Origin of the sequence: Vulcanibacillus modesticaldus, assembly GCF_001730235.1 — a bacterium.
Taxonomy (GTDB): domain Bacteria; phylum Bacillota; class Bacilli; order Tepidibacillales; family Tepidibacillaceae; genus Vulcanibacillus; species Vulcanibacillus modesticaldus.
The window spans coordinates 47,932-64,568 of the sequence record NZ_MIJF01000089.1; the positions used below are offsets into that span (position 1 = coordinate 47,932).

Below are 16,637 nucleotides of genomic sequence, written 5' to 3' on the forward strand. Positions count from 1 at the left end.
TAATTGTGAAGTTACATGAACTCAAACCAGCAGAAGGTTCACGTCATACTAGAAAGCGTGTAGGTCGTGGTATTGCAACTGGAAATGGTAAAACAGCTGGACGTGGACAAAAAGGTCAAAAAGCTCGTTCTGGTGGGGGCGTTCGCCTTGGTTTTGAAGGTGGTCAAACTCCATTAGCGCGCAGATTGCCAAAACGTGGATTTAAAAACCCAACTCGCAAAGAATACGCTATAATTAATTTAGACGTATTAAATCGTTTTGAGGCAGGTACGGTTGTTACACCAGAATTACTTGAAGAAAAAGGCTATGTGAAGCAAGTGAAAGATGGTGTGAAGGTTTTAGGAAATGGAGAATTAAATGTAGGACTAACTGTAAAAGCTCACAAGTTCTCCGAATCTGCTGTTAAGAAAATTGCTGCTGCCGGCGGCCAAACTGAGGTGATCTAATGTTTGCAACGGTCTCCAATATTTTTAGGGTAGAGGATTTACGTAAGCGAATTATCTTTACCCTTTTGATGCTTGTTGTTTTCCGAATTGGTAGTTTTATTCCAGTGCCGAATATTAATAGTGAGGCATTAATGCCACTTACAGAAAGAGATATTTTTGGATTATTGGACACCTTTTCTGGAGGGGCTTTAAAACAATTTTCTATCTTTGCGTTAGGAATAATGCCTTATATTACGGCATCTATCATTGTTCAGCTATTAACTATGGATGTAGTTCCGAAGTTTGCTGAATGGGCACGACAAGGAGAAGCAGGACGTAGAAAACTAGCGCAGTTTACTCGTTACGGAACAGTTGTCTTAGGATTTATTCAGGCTATTGGATTTTCAATCAGTTTCAATAGATTATATCCAGGGCTTGTTATAGATCCAGGATTTGTTACTTATCTATTGATTGCAATTACATTAACAGCAGGAACAGCATTTCTAATGTGGTTAGGTGAGCAAATCACCGAGAATGGGATAGGTAATGGTATTTCAATTATCATTTTTGCTGGTATTGTCGCACGAATTCCTGACGCATTAGCAGCGATTTTTGCAACTGAGATTGGAGACGCAGGAGATCTACTATTTATTAATATAGTTAAAACATTGCTAATTGCACTTGTTGTTATTTTAATCGTTGTTGGTGTTATCTATGTGCAACAGGGCGTTAGAAAGATACCAGTTAACTATGCAAAGCGCGTAGTGGGTAGAAAAATGTACGGTGGCCAGTCTACTTATATTCCATTTAAAGTTAATTCTGCTGGGGTAATTCCAGTAATTTTTGCCTTATCATTGTTGATGTTCCCATCAACTATTGCAAGTTTTTGGGCAGGGAATGGAATAGCTGATTGGTTTATTCGTAATTTTAGTACCAACTCTGCATTTGGGATTGCTCTTTATGTGTTACTAATCGTAGGTTTCACATACTTCTATACATTTGTTCAAATTAATCCAGTGCAAATGGCTGATAACATGAAGAAGAATGGTGGGTATATTCCAGGTGTAAGACCAGGTAAAGCAACTTCTGCATATATTACTAAAGTGTTAAGCCGTATTACTTTGGCTGGTTCACTTTTCCTAGCAGCAGTTGCAATCTTACCGATACTCTTTACATCTTTTACTGATCTACCTCAATCAGTAAGAATCGGTGGTACTTCATTACTTATCGTAATTGGGGTAGCACTAGATACAATGAAACAGATTGAATCCCAGCTTATTAAGAGACATTACGACGGTTTTATTAAGAAATAATATTAACGCCTGACTTCTTAAGAGTTGGTCTTCATGTTGAAAGCAACGGCTTGATGGAGGGATGATTAATGAATATTGTGCTTATGGGTTTGCCTGGTGCTGGTAAAGGAACCCAAGCCGAAAAGATAGTTGAAGAATTTAAAATCCCACACATATCAACTGGAGATATGTTCAGAAGTGCGATTAAAGAGGGCACAGAGATGGGATTGCAAGCAAAATCATATATGGATCAAGGCTTACTAGTACCCGATGAAGTCGTTATTGGTATTGTAAGGGAACGTTTGGGAAAAGATGATTGTAAGGACGGTTTCTTATTAGATGGTTTTCCACGAACTGTAGCTCAAGCTGAAGCACTCGATGAATTGCTTGAACAAATGAGTAAAAAGATTGATCATGTGATCAATATAGCAGTAGATAAGGAGAGTTTGTTAGAACGTTTAACAGGCCGCCGTATTTGTAGTAATTGTGGAGCCACTTATCATTTAATCTATAACCCTCCAAAAGTAGATGGTATCTGTGATAAATGTGGTGGAGAACTTTATCAACGCGATGATGATAAAGAAGAAACAGTAGCTACAAGGCTTGAAGTAAACATTAAACAAACCGAACCTTTATTAAAATTTTATCAAGAAAAGGATTTACTAAGAACGATTGATGGCAATCAGAAGATCGACGAGGTATTTGAATCAATAGCTAAAATACTGAGAGGTCTTAACTAATGATTATACGTAAGTCCGATTATGAAATTAAAATGATGCGAATTGCTGGACAAATCGTGGCGGAAACCCATCAAGTTTTGGCTAAGGCAATTCGCCCTGGTATTACAACAAAAGAGCTGGACCAGATTGCTGAAAATTTTATAAGAAGTAAAGGTGCCAGTCCTTCGTTTTTAGGCTATGCAGGCTTTCCAGCAAGTATTTGTACTTCAGTGAATAATGAGCTAGTCCATGGTATTCCTAGTAACCGTGTGCTAAAAGAAGGTGACATCATCAGTATAGATGTTGGCGCGGAGTATAAAGGTTATCATGGAGATTCTGCTTGGACATATGGTATTGGGAAAATTTCAGAACAAGCTAAGAAATTGCTCAAAGTGACTGAAGAATCCTTGTATAAAGGGTTAGAAAAAGCATCTCCTGAATTTCGGCTATCTGATATTTCTCATGCTATACAACAGCATGTTGAGTCCCATGGTTTTTCGATAGTTAGGGAATACGTTGGCCACGGAATCGGTGAGAATCTTCATGAAGATCCTCAAATCCCAAATTTCGGGCCTCCAAATCGCGGACCTCGATTAAAACCAGGAATGGCCTTAGCTATTGAACCAATGGTTAATGCAGGTAAGAGGTTTGTAAAAACCTTGACTGATCAATGGACAGTTGTTACTGAAGACAATTCTTTATGTGCGCATTTCGAACATACCATTGTAATAACTGATAATGGTCATGAAATATTGACTAAATTATAGGTGAAAATATGAGTGATAATAGTTCATTGTTTCAAGTTGGTGAGATAGTTGAAATTTTAATGGGCCGAGACACTGGAAAATATGCAGTTGTATTAGAAATAATAAATGATCGCTACGTTATCATTGCAGATGGTGATAAACGAAAGTTTGATCATCCTAAAAAGAAAAACGTACGCCATTTAAGGACTACGGGATATATTTCAGAAGAGGTCGTAAAAAGTATAATGGAAGACAAAAGAGTATCGAATGCTAAATTGCGATATGTTCTTCAGAATTATATCTCTAATAATTTTAATGAGGACGAAAAGAAAGGGGAGTGAACCATGGCCAAAGAAGACGTTATTGAAGTTGAAGGGACTGTAATTGAACCTTTGCCTAATGCAATGTTCAGAGTCGAATTGGAGAATGGTCACAAAGTTTTAGCTCACGTATCAGGAAAAATAAGAATGCATTTTATCAGAATTCTACCTGGTGATAAAGTAACAGTCGAGTTGTCGCCTTATGATTTATCACGTGGTCGGATTACGTATCGATATAAATAGTTTTTTTGTTTGCACGTAAGGAGGTTAAAAACATGAAGGTAAGACCATCCGTCAAACCAATTTGTGAAAAGTGCAAAGTTATTCGTCGAAAAGGAACTGTAATGGTCATTTGTGAAAATCCAAAGCATAAGCAAAAACAAGGCTAATCCAAGGAGGTGTTAATCTAATGGCACGTATTGCAGGTGTAGACTTACCTCGCGATAAGCGAGTAGAAGTTGCATTAACCTATATTTTCGGAATTGGACGTTCTACTTCAAAAAAGATTTTAGCTGAAACAGGGATTAATCCAGATACAAGAGTACGTGACTTAACAGAGGATGAAGTATCTAAACTTCGTGAAGTAATCGATAAAAACATTAAGGTTGAGGGAGATCTGCGACGTGAGATTGCTCTTAATATTAAGCGCCTAATTGAAATAGGTTCTTACAGAGGCATTCGTCATCGTCGAGGACTACCTGTTCGTGGACAAAAAACTAAAACTAATGCTAGAACTAGAAAAGGTCCACGCCGTACTGTTGCTAATAAGAAGAAGTAAGGAGGGATGACGAAATGGCTAAAAGAACTACTAGAACTAAAAGGCGTGAGCGTAAGAATATTCAGAATGGAGTAGCACATATTAAGTCTACTTTTAACAACACAATTGTAACCATTACCGACCCACATGGTAATGCGATATCTTGGAGTAGCGCTGGTGCTCTTGGATTTAAAGGTTCTCGTAAAAGCACTCCATTTGCTGCACAAATGGCAGCGGAGGCTGCAGCAAAGGCAGCAATGGAACACGGCATGAAAACAGTAGAAGTACTAGTTAAAGGACCTGGTGCAGGTCGTGAAGCAGCTATTCGTTCCTTACAAGCTGCAGGTTTAGAAGTTAGTTTGATTAAAGACGTAACTCCTATTCCACATAACGGCTGCCGTCCACCAAAACGCCGTCGTGTATAATTATTTTGTTTATAGACGTATAGAATGCCTGAACATGTGAATAATAAAATGATAGGTTAGGGTAAATATGTACTCTCAACTAGATCTACTAAAGAACATGGTTAGGTTATGAATGTTGGTACCACCGATTGTTCCTTTATGGTAATTTACCCTCGTAATTATATATGCCATCTGAAATGGGACGTTTTAAAGGAGGGTTAATAATGATTGAAATAGAAAAGCCGAAAATTGAAGTAGTAGAGGTAAGTGAAGATTTTACCTACGGTAAGATCGTAGTTGAGCCTCTAGAACGGGGTTACGGCACAACACTTGGTAATTCATTAAGACGTATTCTTCTGTCTTCATTACCAGGTGCTGCTGTTACCTCTATTCAAATCGATGGTGTTTTGCATGAATTTTCTACTATTCCTGGTGTCGTAGAAGATACTACAGAAATTATCTTAAATCTTAAGAAATTGTCTCTTAAAATCCACTCAGATGAGGAAAAGATTTTAGAGATTGATGTTGATGGCGGTGGCGAGGTTACAGCTGGGGATATTCGAGCCGACAGTGACGTAGAAATACTTAACCCAGATCTTCATATTGCAACGGTTGAAGATAATGCTAGATTTCATATGCAAATCCGTGCTAATCGTGGAAGAGGATATGTACCGGCTGAACGGAATAAAAAAGAAGATCAACCTATAGGAATTCTTCCTGTCGATTCCATCTATACTCCGATAACTAGGGTTAACTTTAATGTTGAAAATACACGCGTTGGGCAAATAACCAACTACGACAAGTTAACTCTTGAAGTATGGACTGATGGAAGTATTCGTCCTGAAGAGGCGGTAAGCTTAGGCGCGAAGATTTTAACAGAGCATCTTAATCTATTTGTCGGATTAACAGAAGAAGCAAAAGAAGCAGAAATCATGGTTGAAAAAGAAGAAGATCAAAAAGAAAAAGTACTAGAAATGACTATAGAAGAATTAGACCTATCTGTTCGTTCTTACAATTGTTTAAAACGTGCTGGTATTAATACTGTTCAAGAATTAACTACCAAAACTGAGGAAGACATGATGAAAGTGCGAAATCTTGGACGTAAGTCACTTGAAGAAGTGCAAAATAAACTCCATGACTTAGGACTTTCGCTTCGTAAGGATGAATAGATAAGAATCTTGTTTAAAGGAGGGGACAAGGAATGGCATACAGGAAATTAGGCCGTAACTCAGCAGCGCGGAAGGCTTTGTTCCGTGACCTCGTAACAGATTTATTCATAAATGAGCGTATTGAAACTACTGAATCTAAAGCAAAAGAAGTACGTAAAATTGCTGAAAAGCTTATCACATTAGCAAAACGTGGCGATCTTCATGCTCGTCGTCAAGTAGCAGCTTATGTGAGAAAAGAAGTAGCTGATGCAGAAACCGGACAGGACGCAATCCAAAAATTATTTAGTGAAATAGCTCCACGTTTCTCTGAACGTCAGGGAGGTTATACACGTATTCTTAAACTAGGGCCTCGCCGCGGAGACGCAGCACCAATGGTATACCTTGAACTAGTAGAATAGTTTTTATAAAAGGGTGAGGGCAGAAACTGAATTTTCAGCTTCTGATTCGATACCCTTTTTTATTTTTTATTAAGCTCTCATTTGGAGGGAAAATGGTGAATCCTATAATTGAGTTAAGGAATGTTTCATATCAATATCCAGGGATGGAACAAGAAGTTCTTAAAAATATTTCAATATATCTAGAAGAAAACCAGTTTATCACAATATTAGGACCTAATGGTTCTGGGAAATCTACTTTGGCTAAACTACTTAATGGTTTGTTGTTACCAACTGAGGGTGTGGTGATAGTTGATCAAATTGATACCAATAGTGATGAAGAACAAGTATGGACCATAAGAAGTCAAGTTGGAATAGTATTTCAAAATCCTGATAATCAGATCGTTGCAAATACAGTTGAGGATGATGTTGCTTTTGGTTTAGAAAACAAAGGTATAGAGCCAGAAGTGATCCGTGAAAGAGTGGATAAGGCACTTGATAAAGTAGGTTTAGGATTTGCTAAGTTATATGAACCACATTATTTATCTGGTGGACAAAAGCAAAAAGTAGCGATTGCCGGGATTATTGCTATGAAACCGAAAGTTATTATTCTAGATGAGGCGACATCAATGCTTGATCCTAAAGGTAAAAAAGAAGTACTACAGACGGTAAAAAACCTATCAAGTATTGAAAAAATTACAATATTGCACATTACCCACGATTTACATGAAGCTATTCTGGCGGATCGGGTTATTGTATTGGATAAAGGGAAAATCTTATTAGATGGTTCACCAAAAAAGGTGTTTAAAGAACGCTTACTTTTAAAGCATATTGGGCTGGATGTTCCTCTAGCTACCGAACTAGCGTACCGTTTGAAGGAAAATGGTGTTCCGATTAAAGAAGATATAGTAAGTATAGAGGAGTTTGTACAAGAACTATGGACATATATTTAAAAAAAGTTTCTGTAACTTATATGAAGAACACTCCTTTTGAAAAAAAAGCGTTAGATAATATTAATTTGCATATTCCAAAAGGAACGATAACTGGAATAATAGGTCATACTGGTTCAGGTAAGTCAACCTTAATTCAGCTAATTGCAGGACTGATACATCCAAGTACAGGAACAGTTAAAATAGGTGAAATGGATTGGAAAAATAAAAAAGCTCTTGCTGAATTAAGAAAGCAAGTGGGAATAGTCTTTCAATATCCAGAACATCAACTATTTGAAGAAACAGTTGAAAAGGATATAGCTTTTGGACCAAGCAATTATGGATTTACAGAAGTAGAAAGATTAGAAGCCGTAAAAGAGGCAATGGAACTAGTAAAGTTACCATATGAGAAGTTTGCTCACCGTTCACCGTTTGAGTTAAGTGGAGGGCAAAAGCGAAGGGTAGCGATTGCTGGTGTTATAGCTTTTCGTCCTAAAATTTTGATCCTGGACGAACCGTCAGCGGGTTTAGATCCGATTGGGAAAAAGGACATATTTAAGATGATAACCGAACTTCATCAGAAGCAAAATATGACTACGATTATAGTGTCACATAGTATGGATGAAGTAGCTAATTTCGCTGATAATCTTATTGTTTTAAATCAAGGGAAGGTACTACTTGAAGGTACTCCCCAAAAGGTCTTTAATCGGGTTGATTTGTTACAAGAAAACAACCTTGATATCCCGGAAATTACCAAATTAATTAAATTATTAAACCAAAAAATTACTCCCCCAATACCATTGAGTTGTTTTTCAATTGATGAATTAGAGTACTATCTATCCATTCGATTAAAGGAGAAGAAGTAATGAATTTATCTCAATATATGGTAATTGGTCGTTATATTCCTGGTAACTCATATATTCATCTGCTTGATGCTAGATCGAAACTAATCTTTGTTTTTTTATATATATTTTTGGTATTTTTGACTAATAGTATTTTGGGGTATTTAATTTTGTTGTCTTTTATCATCATTGGGATATTAATATCTAAAATCCCCATATCGTACTATGTTAAAGGTATCATGCCTATCTTTTTAATAATTTTGTTTACGATTATTCTCCATTTAACAACTAATAAGGCTGGCGATTTAGTATTTCAGTGGAAGTGGATTGAAATTTATAGTCAAGGTATTGAACAGGCTGTATTTATTACATTAAGACTACTAATATTAGTTATAATCGCTTCAATGTTAACATTAACAACTTCACCAATTGATTTAACGATGGGTTTGGAACGAATTTTGAATCCATTAAAACGTGTAAATTTACCTATCCATGAATTGGCATTGATGATGTCAATTTCTTTAAGATTTATACCTACTTTGGTTGATGAAGCGGATAAAATTATGAAAGCTCAAAAAGCTAGAGGCGCTAATTTTGAAACTGGTCCAATCCATAAAAGAGTTATAAATATGATCGCCATTATCATTCCCTTATTTATTAGTGCATTTAAAAGGGCAGATGAATTAGCGATAGCCATGGAATCTCGGGGATATCGTGGTGGAGAGGGTAGAACGAGATTAAGAGTATCTGTTTTTACTTGGAGGGATTTATTATTACTCCTTATTTTCAGCGTTCTTTTGATTACAATATTAAGTATTAGAGGTTTGTAAGATGAATGTTAGAAATATTAAGTTGGAAATAAGTTATGATGGTACTAATTTTCATGGTTTTCAAATCCAACCTGACCAAAGAACCATTCAGGGAGAATTGCAAAAGGCAATCGGTATGATTATCAAGCAACAGATAAAAATTACTGCTTCAGGTAGAACGGATACAGGTGTTCACGCAAGAAAACAAGTCTGCAATTTTCATACAGAAAGTAGAATTCCGGTGGAAAAATGGGTCGATGCCTTAAATTCTCTCTTACCTGAAGATATAGTTGTTAAATCGGCAACTGAAATGCCTTTTGAGTTTCATTCTCGATTTGATGTTAAAAAGAAAATTTATCGTTATTCTATTTATAACGATAGGGTTGTTGATGTTTTCCGACGAAATTATACATGGCATTATCCCTATTCACTGGATATAGAGACTATGAAAAAGGCTAGCCAATTATTTATAGGAGAACATGATTTTACTTCGTTTTCTTCTGCTAAAAGTGAGATTGAAAATAGGACTAGAACGATATATGAAGCTGAAATTGGAAAGATAGGAAATGAGATATATTTCCAAATTAGTGGCAACGGTTTTCTTTATAATATGGTTCGAATAATAATGGGGACTTTAGTAGAAGTAGGTAGTGGCAAAATGAGTTTAGAAGATATTCGTAGTCTGTTTAGGGAAAAGAATCGTTCAATGGCCGGTATTACCGCTCCGGCAAAGGGATTAACGTTATGGGACGTAGAATATTAGACAACAGTACCATGCGTATTAATATTTCTTGACTCGACCAGTTATGTGTAGTATTATATTCTTTGGTATTTTAAAACCCACTAGCCCCGGGTTATTTAAATACAGTATGTAAAAAACATTCTTGTAAAATATGAAAGTTAGAAAGTTTGACATAGATTAGGAGGGAAAAAGATGCGTACCACATACATGGCAAAGCCTAATGAGGTTGAACGTAAATGGTATATTATCGATGCTGAAGGTAAAACTCTTGGACGTTTAGCATCTGAAGCAGCAAGCATTCTTCGTGGAAAGCATAAGCCACAATATACTCCTCATGTAGATACTGGAGATTTTGTAATTATTATTAATGCAGATAAAGTGCATTTAACAGGTAAGAAATTAGCACAAAAGAAATATTATCGTCATTCAGGATATCCTGGAGGATTAAAAGTAACAACTGCTGGAGATATGCTTAAGAATAAGCCAGAGCGTATGATCGAACTTGCAGTTAAAGGTATGTTACCAAAAAATACCCTTGGACGTAAGCAAGGTATGAAATTGAAAGTGTATGCAGGTTCTGAACATCCACATGCAGCTCAAAAACCAGAAGTTTGGGAAATTAAAGGTTAATAAAGGGGGTTATGGCTTTGGCACAAGTACAATATTACGGAACAGGTCGTCGTAAGCATTCTGTTGCCCGTGTACGTTTGGTTCCTGGTGACGGACAAATTATTGTAAATAAGCGCAAATTAGATGATTATTTTGGTTTGGAAACATTAAAAGTTATCGTTAAGCAGCCATTAGTAGCAACTGAAACTGCTCAATCATATGATGTTCTTGTAAATGTTAAAGGTGGAGGATTTACTGGTCAAGCTGGGGCAATTCGTCATGGTATTGCTCGCGCTCTACTAAAAGTTGATCCAGAATTCCGTCCTATCTTGAAAAAGGCAGGATTCTTAACACGCGATCCACGTATGAAAGAGCGTAAGAAATACGGACTTAAAGCTGCTCGTCGTGCTCCTCAATTCTCAAAACGTTAATATATCTATTATGGAAAAAACACCCAAATATTTTGGGTGTTTTTTGCTTTAACGGAACAAATAGAATGATACGGACCAATAAGTCCATTTGAATTTTGTTCTAAATACCAAACTCGTCCCATACATATTAAAAGAGATAATGCGGCATTTATAGTGAATAAAAGGGGGAGAAGGATGATTAATTATCTAAAAAAAATACTTCAAAAAATAAATATATTCAAAATAGCAAGTACGGTATTTGCATTGCTAATTATAATAACTATTATGCTTTATGATGTTCCGGTAAATCAATCATGGTCTAGTTGGACATTACCTTTATCTGGATACATTTTCATTCTCGATCCCGGTCATGGGGGACCAGATGGAGGGGCGGTTAGTAAAAGTGGGATTGTTGAAAAAGATATTACACTAAGTATTTCTAAATATTTAAGAGATTATCTAAATGAAGCAGGAGCTCTTGTAATAATGACAAGAGATTCAGACAAGGATTTGGCTGAACTAAATACAAAAGGGTTATCGAGGAGAAAACTGGAAGATTTGAAAAATAGGGTTAATTTAGCGAATAGAAGTTTAGCTGATTTTTTCGTCAGTATTCATCTAAATAGCATCTCATCTTCTAAATGGCGTGGTGCTCAAACTTTTTATTATCCAATAAGAGAAGAAAATAAAAAAATGGCTATTTATATTCAAGAAGAACTGATAAAAAATTTACAAAATACGGATCGTGTTCCGTTGCCTCGTAATGACATTATAGTACTTAAGTATGTCGAGTTACCATCAGTAATGGTAGAGGTAGGTTTTTTATCAAATTCGCAGGAAGCTGAATTATTGAAAGATGAAGAATATCAGAGAAAAATAGCATTTGCAATTTATCAGGGGATGTTAACTTACTATTCAAAACAAACTCCATAAATAGTATAAAAAAAACAACTTCTAAATGCTGCACTTATTCAAAATACAATACTTAATCAAAGGTGCGCTAGTATTTTTTTATGTTATAATTATTACAGTATAAATAGTAAATAATTAACATTGAACAAAGAAAGTGAAGGGGTGTCAAAATGATAACTGAAGAACAAGTGCTCGAAGCACTTAAAGGGGTTGAAGATCCAGAAATCCATCGTAGTTTAGTTGATCTTGATATGATTCGAAATATTGTAATCGATGGAGATAAAGTGAGTTTAGAAGTTGTTTTAACCATTCAAGGCTGTCCATTAAAATCAACGATTGGTCAGGATGTAGAAAATGCACTAAAAGCATTAGGTGTAAAGGAAGTGGATGTAACATTCGGCTCTATGACTGATGAAGAGCGTTCAGCATTAGCAACTAAGCTTCAAGGGGGTAAAAGTCAAGTTTCTTTGAACCCTCAAAAAGGTTCACCTTTATTAGCAGCTGATTCTAAAACTAAATTCATCGCTGTCACCAGTGGTAAAGGTGGAGTAGGTAAGTCAACTGTATCTGTAAATCTAGCGGTTGCTTTGGCACGAATGGGGAATAAAGTAGGTCTAATTGATGCTGATATATATGGCTTTAGTGTTCCGGATATGATGGGGATTGAAGAACAACCTAAAGTAATAGATAAATTGATTTTACCAGTTGAACGCTTTGGGGTTAAAGTAATATCTATGGGATTTTTTGTCCCTGATAATTCACCAGTTGTCTGGAGAGGACCTTTGTTAGGTAGAATGTTAAAAACTTTTTTTGAAGAAGTTTATTGGGGAGATCTAGATTTTATGATATTAGATTTACCTCCCGGAACAGGGGATATGGCATTAGATGTTCATAACACTATTCCTCAAAGTAAAGAAATCATTGTTACAACACCACATGCAACAGCTGCTTTTGTTGCTGCTAGAGCCGGAACATTGGCGATAAAGACCAACCATGAAATCATTGGTGTTGTAGAGAACATGTCATTTTATGAGTGTGAATCTGGAGAAAAGGCTTATATCTTTGGTAAAGATGGAGGTAAAAAACTATCAGAGGAATTAAAAACAGAACTATTAACACAAATTCCAATCGGTGCACCAGATTACCAAGAAACAGATGAATTTGCTCCTTCGATCTACCCACAAGGAAGTAAAATAGGCGAAATTTACCAACAATTGGCCCGAAAGGTGATCGAGAAAGCTTAATTCTAAATTTACAAAATTTCATAGATTATAAGCTATTCCCACAATTAAAAGGGAATAGCTTATATATTTATTCTCCACCCTCATCTTTCTTTTTTTCTTTATCCTTTTCTTTTTCAGGCTTTAAAGCTTCCTTACTGGCTTCTTCCATTAATTTCAGGAGATCATATTTAAACATTGGACTTTGCAGAGATTCTTTAATAACTAACATCATTTGCGTACGGTAGGCATTGGTCTTCATAGCATCGAATAATATCTTTTCAAATTCTGGGTCTTTCATAACTTCAATCAGCATTTTTCGATATTCCGGATCCTTCATCAAATCCTTTAAAAGTTTTTCATTTTCTTTTTTCAATGTTTTACCTAGTTCAGATGCAAATTTAGGATCTTCAAACATAGATTTTAGTTTTTCTTTATTTTCTGGCGATAAAAATTCTTCTTTAACAATTTTTTTAACTTCCTTATCTTCTAAGATCATTTTTTTCTGGATTTTTGGATCTTGAAGCGATTCTTGAATCGCCTTTTTCCCATCTTCAGTTTGTAAAATATCAAGAACCATTTGTTTTAATTCTTTATAACTTGGTTCGGAGGTGTTTTGGGTCTTCTTGAAGACGTTACAACTGCTTAGAAGAATAATGATTAAAATTATAATAAAGAATTTCAAAAAAAATTTATAAGAATTATATTTAAACAATACTAATCCCTCCTTTTTTTATGTTTATCAGTAATATGTCATGAAATGAGGTATTTTATCCAAGTAATATTGCGTAATAGATCTAATAATAAAGAAGGAATTTCGAAGCTGTAGAATTAGTGTCGATGTAAAAAAAAAGCTAGACAATAAAGAACAGATTGTCTAGCTTTTTATTCGACTTCAGATGATTCAATTTTTGCGTTTGAAATAAGTTGGGATACCGTTAAAAACTCGTAACCTTCTTGTTTTAGTTTTTTAATAATTATTGGTAATGCCTCTTGAGTTTGTTTTGAAGAGTCACTAGCATGCATTAAGATAATATCCCCAGGATGGACTCCTTTGAGAACCCTATTTATTATTTCATTTACACCTGGATTCACCCAATCTCTTGAGTCAGTGTCCCACTGAATGACTGTATAACCAAGTCTATTAGCAATGTTTAATACCCGATTATCAAAATCTCCATTTGGCGTACGAATAAGGTTTGGTTCTTTTCCAATAAGCTCGGTTAAGATTTTATGGGCTTTTAAAATTTGATTTTCAATTTCTTGATCGGTTAATTTGCTATAATCCACATATTTATGTCCATGACTACCGATTTCATAACCACCGTCGACAATCCTTTTAACTATTTCAGGATGGTCTTTACTCCATGGCGAAGACAAGAAGAAAGTAACTTTACCTTGCATACCATTTTCTTCTAAAATATCTAAGATCAGATCAGGGCGTTTGTTCCCCCAGCTGATGTCGAAGGTTAGAGCGATCTGTTTTTTATCAGTATTAACACTATAAATAGCCTTTGCACCATCAGAAGAAATGAAAACTGGAATATTTTCTTTTTCTGTATATACAATACCAATAGTAAAAATCAAGGCAGTGAGAACGATAATAGTTTGTTTGATTTTTTTAGCACTTAAAACCCAAATATATTTCATAGATATTCAACTCCTAAGTAAAGGTTGTATCACTTAAATATCTATGCTGGACAGTTGAGGATATGCAATTTAATTAATAGCAGAAAATGGTACAAAAATGTGATATTATATTGAATAGATTATAAGGGGTGTTATTATGGTCAAATTGTTTTGGGACGTCGTTTTAGAAAATAAAAAAAATATCTATAGGGGCATTATTTTATTTTCTCTTAGCATAGCAATCGGATACTTTTTGATGGATTCTAATGGACTTATTAAAACCTTTCTAGAGCAGATTGAGGAGATTGCCAATCAAATAAGTGAACAAAACAATATGATGTTTACGATTTTAGTTATTTTTAAAAATAATTTATTAGTAGCCCTAACGATGATTTTCTCAGGTCTTTTATTTGGTATCATTCCTATAGTATACTTAGTAATTAATGGCATAATTATTGGGGCATTAATGAAATTAATTATTAATTCTGGACAAACAATTGATTTCTTTCTAGTAGGTGTCTTACCCCATGGTATTTTGGAAGTTCCAGCGATAATTATTTCTGCAGCATACGGAATGAGATTGGGATTCGCTTTATTTCAATGGATTTTTAATATGTTCAAAGAAAATGCTTCAAAGTATAATAAATTATTCTTTTGGCACATAATAAAACAGATTCCCATTATATTGATGGGTATAACGATATTACTGCTATTAGCAGCCATAATTGAAAGTACATTAACTATTTATTTATTGAATTTAATTTATTATCAATAAGATAAAATAATTTGATGAGGTGATTTAGAATATGAAGATGAATGTAGAATGGAAAGGCAATATGATGTTTGAAGGGGAAGGTGGATCTGGACATAGTATCGTCATGGATGCCGCTGAAAAAGTGGGCGGTGAAAACAAGGGACCAAGACCAATGGAAATGGTGCTCAGTGGTCTTGGTGGATGCACGGGAATGGATGTAGTATCAATCCTTAAAAAAATGAGAAATACTATTGAAACATTTAAGATAGAAATCGATGCTAAAAGAGCAGAAGAGCATCCTAAAAGATTCACAGAAATTAATGTTCATTATGTTTTAACAGGTCCAAATTTAGAAAAGAGCAAGGTTGAGAAGGCTATCAATTTAACTCAAGAGAAATATTGTTCTGTATCTAAGTCCCTAAATGCAAAAATTACATACAGCTACGAAATTAATGGTGAAAAATTTGAATAATCAGTAGCCAAATTTTTTAAAAAATACTCTATAAAATGGAGTATTTTTTTTAAAAAAAGGGAAATTAATTATACAACCAAATTTTTGATTTGCTTTAAAGGGAGCGATATGGTGTGCTAGGCTTTTTATTTAATGATAGAGAATGCAAAGAATTAGAATATATTTTACGTAGAGAGTTAGACGAAATGTTATTGGACTTAAGTGATTATAGAATAGACGGATCGCTAAAAAAGGCTATTGAAGATAGATACCATATTATATTTAAAATGTATTCCCGATTTGGAAATACGAAAGAATTATCAAAGTACGCTAGGAGTCGCCAGACGCATTAAAAATTAAATTAAAATATACATTTTTATATTGACATGGCAAATTAAAATATGTTAAATTATAAAACGTCGTTGGATAACATTACTTTATGACAAAAAAAATATTGACACTATGTAATAGAACGTGTTAATATATCTATCGTCACTTCTTGATGGAGTGCTGAGATGAATATAGTGCAATAAAACAAACTAAAAAAAATCAAAAAAAAGCATTGACAACAAGTAGTGAGATATGATAAGATAACAAATGTCGCTGAAATTGCTCTTTGAAAACTGAACAGTGTAACAAGCCAAGCGTGCCACAAGGAATTGTGGGACCAAAGTCAAAAAAAGAGCTAACTCAAACTTTTTATGGAGAGTTTGATCCTGGCTCAGGACGAACGCTGGCGGCGTGCCTAATACATGCAAGTCGAGCGAAGTTTATGGGAGCTTGCTCCTAATAAACTTAGCGGCGGACGGGTGAGTAACACGTGGGCAACCTGCCTGTAAGACTGGGATAACCCCGGGAAACCGGAGCTAATACCAGATAAGCTGTTAGTACGCATGTAGATAACAGGGAAAGATGGCGCAAGCTATCACTTACAGATGGGCCCGCGGCGCATTAGCTAGTTGGTAGGGTAACGGCCTACCAAGGCGACGATGCGTAGCCGACCTGAGAGGGTGATCGGCCACACTGGGACTGAGACACGGCCCAGACTCCTACGGGAGGCAGCAGTAGGGAATCTTCCGCAATGGACGAAAGTCTGACGGAGCAACGCCGCGTGAGTGATGAAG

At 35.4% G+C, this 16,637-nt stretch carries 24 protein-coding genes and 1 rRNA gene; 23 read left to right on the forward strand and 2 right to left on the reverse strand.

Annotation, left to right across the window (positions count from 1 at the left end):
- Positions 1-5 precede the first annotated feature (5 nt).
- The 19 genes from rplO to BHF71_RS10985 all read left to right on the forward strand — a co-directional run bounded on the left by rplO (position 6) and on the right by BHF71_RS10985 (position 12,703).
- The gene (rplO, locus tag BHF71_RS10895; RefSeq protein ID WP_069657655.1) at positions 6-446 is read left to right on the forward strand and encodes a 50S ribosomal protein L15; all 441 of its coding nucleotides are present in this window, start codon (positions 6-8) and stop codon (positions 444-446) included.
- Positions 446-1,738: a preprotein translocase subunit SecY gene (gene secY / locus BHF71_RS10900; protein WP_069657656.1), complete on the forward strand. Its 1,293-nt coding sequence runs from the start codon at positions 446-448 to the stop codon at positions 1,736-1,738. The genes rplO and secY overlap by 1 nt, the downstream gene beginning before the upstream one ends.
- A gap of 68 nt (positions 1,739-1,806) precedes the next feature.
- On the forward strand, positions 1,807-2,457 hold the full coding sequence (locus tag BHF71_RS10905) for an adenylate kinase (RefSeq protein ID WP_069657657.1): 651 nt from the start codon (positions 1,807-1,809) through the stop codon (positions 2,455-2,457).
- The gene (gene map, locus BHF71_RS10910; protein WP_069657658.1) at positions 2,457-3,203 is read left to right on the forward strand and encodes a type I methionyl aminopeptidase; all 747 of its coding nucleotides are present in this window, start codon (positions 2,457-2,459) and stop codon (positions 3,201-3,203) included. Before BHF71_RS10905 ends, map begins: the two co-directional genes overlap by 1 nt.
- A gap of 8 nt (positions 3,204-3,211) precedes the next feature.
- Positions 3,212-3,523: a KOW domain-containing RNA-binding protein gene (locus BHF71_RS10915; RefSeq protein ID WP_069657659.1), complete on the forward strand. Its 312-nt coding sequence runs from the start codon at positions 3,212-3,214 to the stop codon at positions 3,521-3,523.
- 3 nt (positions 3,524-3,526) lie between these two features.
- On the forward strand, positions 3,527-3,745 hold the full coding sequence (gene infA / locus BHF71_RS10920; RefSeq protein ID WP_069657660.1) for a translation initiation factor IF-1: 219 nt from the start codon (positions 3,527-3,529) through the stop codon (positions 3,743-3,745).
- Positions 3,746-3,777: 32 nt separating this feature from the next.
- Positions 3,778-3,891, forward strand: a complete 114-nt coding sequence (gene rpmJ / locus BHF71_RS10925; RefSeq protein WP_003322638.1) for a 50S ribosomal protein L36 — start codon at positions 3,778-3,780, stop codon at positions 3,889-3,891.
- 20 nt (positions 3,892-3,911) lie between these two features.
- Complete coding sequence (gene rpsM / locus BHF71_RS10930; RefSeq protein WP_069657661.1) at positions 3,912-4,280, forward strand: 30S ribosomal protein S13; 369 nt, start codon at positions 3,912-3,914, stop codon at positions 4,278-4,280.
- Between the two features lie 14 nt (positions 4,281-4,294).
- On the forward strand, positions 4,295-4,684 hold the full coding sequence (gene rpsK / locus BHF71_RS10935; RefSeq protein WP_069657662.1) for a 30S ribosomal protein S11: 390 nt from the start codon (positions 4,295-4,297) through the stop codon (positions 4,682-4,684).
- A 203-nt stretch (positions 4,685-4,887) separates the two neighbouring features.
- Positions 4,888-5,832 carry a DNA-directed RNA polymerase subunit alpha gene (locus BHF71_RS10940; RefSeq protein ID WP_069657663.1) on the forward strand — a complete coding sequence of 315 codons (945 nt, stop codon included), beginning with the start codon at positions 4,888-4,890 and terminating at the stop codon, positions 5,830-5,832.
- 32 nt (positions 5,833-5,864) lie between these two features.
- The gene (gene rplQ / locus BHF71_RS10945) at positions 5,865-6,230 is read left to right on the forward strand and encodes a 50S ribosomal protein L17 (RefSeq protein WP_069657664.1); all 366 of its coding nucleotides are present in this window, start codon (positions 5,865-5,867) and stop codon (positions 6,228-6,230) included.
- A gap of 92 nt (positions 6,231-6,322) precedes the next feature.
- Positions 6,323-7,159 (forward strand): energy-coupling factor transporter ATPase, encoded by an 837-nt coding sequence (locus tag BHF71_RS10950; RefSeq protein WP_069657665.1) that lies wholly within the window; start codon positions 6,323-6,325, stop codon positions 7,157-7,159.
- Positions 7,144-8,001, forward strand: coding sequence for an energy-coupling factor transporter ATPase (locus BHF71_RS10955; protein ID WP_069657666.1), 858 nt, complete (start codon positions 7,144-7,146; stop codon positions 7,999-8,001). The genes BHF71_RS10950 and BHF71_RS10955 overlap by 16 nt, the downstream gene beginning before the upstream one ends.
- A complete protein-coding gene (locus BHF71_RS10960) occupies positions 8,001-8,807 on the forward strand; it encodes an energy-coupling factor transporter transmembrane component T family protein (protein ID WP_069657667.1) in 807 nt (268 codons plus the stop codon). Before BHF71_RS10955 ends, BHF71_RS10960 begins: the two co-directional genes overlap by 1 nt.
- A 1-nt stretch (position 8,808) precedes the next feature.
- On the forward strand, positions 8,809-9,549 hold the full coding sequence (gene truA, locus BHF71_RS10965) for a tRNA pseudouridine(38-40) synthase TruA (RefSeq protein WP_069657668.1): 741 nt from the start codon (positions 8,809-8,811) through the stop codon (positions 9,547-9,549).
- A gap of 171 nt (positions 9,550-9,720) precedes the next feature.
- Entirely contained in the window at positions 9,721-10,158 is a 438-nt protein-coding gene (gene rplM, locus BHF71_RS10970) for a 50S ribosomal protein L13 (protein ID WP_069657669.1), read from the forward strand.
- A gap of 17 nt (positions 10,159-10,175) precedes the next feature.
- Positions 10,176-10,568 carry a 30S ribosomal protein S9 gene (rpsI, locus tag BHF71_RS10975; protein ID WP_069657670.1) on the forward strand — a complete coding sequence of 131 codons (393 nt, stop codon included), beginning with the start codon at positions 10,176-10,178 and terminating at the stop codon, positions 10,566-10,568.
- A 174-nt stretch (positions 10,569-10,742) separates the two neighbouring features.
- On the forward strand, positions 10,743-11,480 hold the full coding sequence (gene cwlD / locus BHF71_RS10980) for an N-acetylmuramoyl-L-alanine amidase CwlD (RefSeq protein WP_069657671.1): 738 nt from the start codon (positions 10,743-10,745) through the stop codon (positions 11,478-11,480).
- Between the two features lie 149 nt (positions 11,481-11,629).
- Positions 11,630-12,703, forward strand: a complete 1,074-nt coding sequence (locus BHF71_RS10985; protein WP_069657672.1) for an Mrp/NBP35 family ATP-binding protein — start codon at positions 11,630-11,632, stop codon at positions 12,701-12,703.
- 67 nt (positions 12,704-12,770) lie between these two features.
- Here the strand turns inward: BHF71_RS10985 and gerD are convergent, their stop codons facing one another.
- Positions 12,771-13,394, reverse strand: a complete 624-nt coding sequence (gene gerD, locus BHF71_RS10990) for a spore germination lipoprotein GerD (protein ID WP_084024516.1) — start codon at positions 13,392-13,394, stop codon at positions 12,771-12,773.
- A 170-nt stretch (positions 13,395-13,564) separates the two neighbouring features.
- Positions 13,565-14,329 carry a polysaccharide deacetylase family sporulation protein PdaB gene (gene pdaB, locus BHF71_RS10995; protein WP_069657673.1) on the reverse strand — a complete coding sequence of 255 codons (765 nt, stop codon included), beginning with the start codon at positions 14,327-14,329 and terminating at the stop codon, positions 13,565-13,567.
- Between the two features lie 136 nt (positions 14,330-14,465).
- Here pdaB and BHF71_RS11000 point away from each other — a divergent pair, with 136 nt between their 5' ends.
- The 4 genes from BHF71_RS11000 to BHF71_RS11015 form a co-directional block, all read left to right on the forward strand.
- Positions 14,466-15,083 carry a stage II sporulation protein M gene (locus BHF71_RS11000; RefSeq protein ID WP_069657674.1) on the forward strand — a complete coding sequence of 206 codons (618 nt, stop codon included), beginning with the start codon at positions 14,466-14,468 and terminating at the stop codon, positions 15,081-15,083.
- Positions 15,084-15,114: 31 nt separating this feature from the next.
- Entirely contained in the window at positions 15,115-15,534 is a 420-nt protein-coding gene (locus BHF71_RS11005; protein ID WP_069657675.1) for an OsmC family protein, read from the forward strand.
- Between the two features lie 113 nt (positions 15,535-15,647).
- Positions 15,648-15,866 carry a hypothetical protein gene (locus BHF71_RS11010; RefSeq protein ID WP_069657676.1) on the forward strand — a complete coding sequence of 73 codons (219 nt, stop codon included), beginning with the start codon at positions 15,648-15,650 and terminating at the stop codon, positions 15,864-15,866.
- A gap of 345 nt (positions 15,867-16,211) precedes the next feature.
- Positions 16,212-16,637: ribosomal RNA gene (locus BHF71_RS11015) — 16S ribosomal RNA — on the forward strand; the annotation flags it as partial.

What these genes read in the sequence shown, in the direction of transcription:
- secY (WP_069657656.1), top strand. Translation starts at nt 446, where the DNA reads ATGTTTGCAACGGTCTCCAATATTTTTAGGGTAGAGGATTTACGTAAG.
- BHF71_RS10905 (WP_069657657.1), top strand. Translation starts at nt 1,807, where the DNA reads ATGAATATTGTGCTTATGGGTTTGCCTGGTGCTGGTAAAGGAACCCAA.
- map (WP_069657658.1), top strand. Translation starts at nt 2,457, where the DNA reads ATGATTATACGTAAGTCCGATTATGAAATTAAAATGATGCGAATTGCT.
- BHF71_RS10915 (WP_069657659.1), top strand. Translation starts at nt 3,212, where the DNA reads ATGAGTGATAATAGTTCATTGTTTCAAGTTGGTGAGATAGTTGAAATT.
- infA (WP_069657660.1), top strand. Translation starts at nt 3,527, where the DNA reads ATGGCCAAAGAAGACGTTATTGAAGTTGAAGGGACTGTAATTGAACCT.
- rpmJ (WP_003322638.1), top strand. Translation starts at nt 3,778, where the DNA reads ATGAAGGTAAGACCATCCGTCAAACCAATTTGTGAAAAGTGCAAAGTT.
- rpsM (WP_069657661.1), top strand. Translation starts at nt 3,912, where the DNA reads ATGGCACGTATTGCAGGTGTAGACTTACCTCGCGATAAGCGAGTAGAA.
- rpsK (WP_069657662.1), top strand. Translation starts at nt 4,295, where the DNA reads ATGGCTAAAAGAACTACTAGAACTAAAAGGCGTGAGCGTAAGAATATT.
- BHF71_RS10940 (WP_069657663.1), top strand. Translation starts at nt 4,888, where the DNA reads ATGATTGAAATAGAAAAGCCGAAAATTGAAGTAGTAGAGGTAAGTGAA.
- rplQ (WP_069657664.1), top strand. Translation starts at nt 5,865, where the DNA reads ATGGCATACAGGAAATTAGGCCGTAACTCAGCAGCGCGGAAGGCTTTG.
- BHF71_RS10950 (WP_069657665.1), top strand. Translation starts at nt 6,323, where the DNA reads ATGGTGAATCCTATAATTGAGTTAAGGAATGTTTCATATCAATATCCA.
- BHF71_RS10955 (WP_069657666.1), top strand. Translation starts at nt 7,144, where the DNA reads ATGGACATATATTTAAAAAAAGTTTCTGTAACTTATATGAAGAACACT.
- BHF71_RS10960 (WP_069657667.1), top strand. Translation starts at nt 8,001, where the DNA reads ATGAATTTATCTCAATATATGGTAATTGGTCGTTATATTCCTGGTAAC.
- truA (WP_069657668.1), top strand. Translation starts at nt 8,809, where the DNA reads ATGAATGTTAGAAATATTAAGTTGGAAATAAGTTATGATGGTACTAAT.
- rplM (WP_069657669.1), top strand. Translation starts at nt 9,721, where the DNA reads ATGCGTACCACATACATGGCAAAGCCTAATGAGGTTGAACGTAAATGG.
- cwlD (WP_069657671.1), top strand. Translation starts at nt 10,743, where the DNA reads ATGATTAATTATCTAAAAAAAATACTTCAAAAAATAAATATATTCAAA.
- BHF71_RS10985 (WP_069657672.1), top strand. Translation starts at nt 11,630, where the DNA reads ATGATAACTGAAGAACAAGTGCTCGAAGCACTTAAAGGGGTTGAAGAT.
- pdaB (WP_069657673.1), bottom strand. Translation starts at nt 14,329, where the DNA reads ATGAAATATATTTGGGTTTTAAGTGCTAAAAAAATCAAACAAACTATT.
- BHF71_RS11000 (WP_069657674.1), top strand. Translation starts at nt 14,466, where the DNA reads ATGGTCAAATTGTTTTGGGACGTCGTTTTAGAAAATAAAAAAAATATC.
- BHF71_RS11005 (WP_069657675.1), top strand. Translation starts at nt 15,115, where the DNA reads ATGAAGATGAATGTAGAATGGAAAGGCAATATGATGTTTGAAGGGGAA.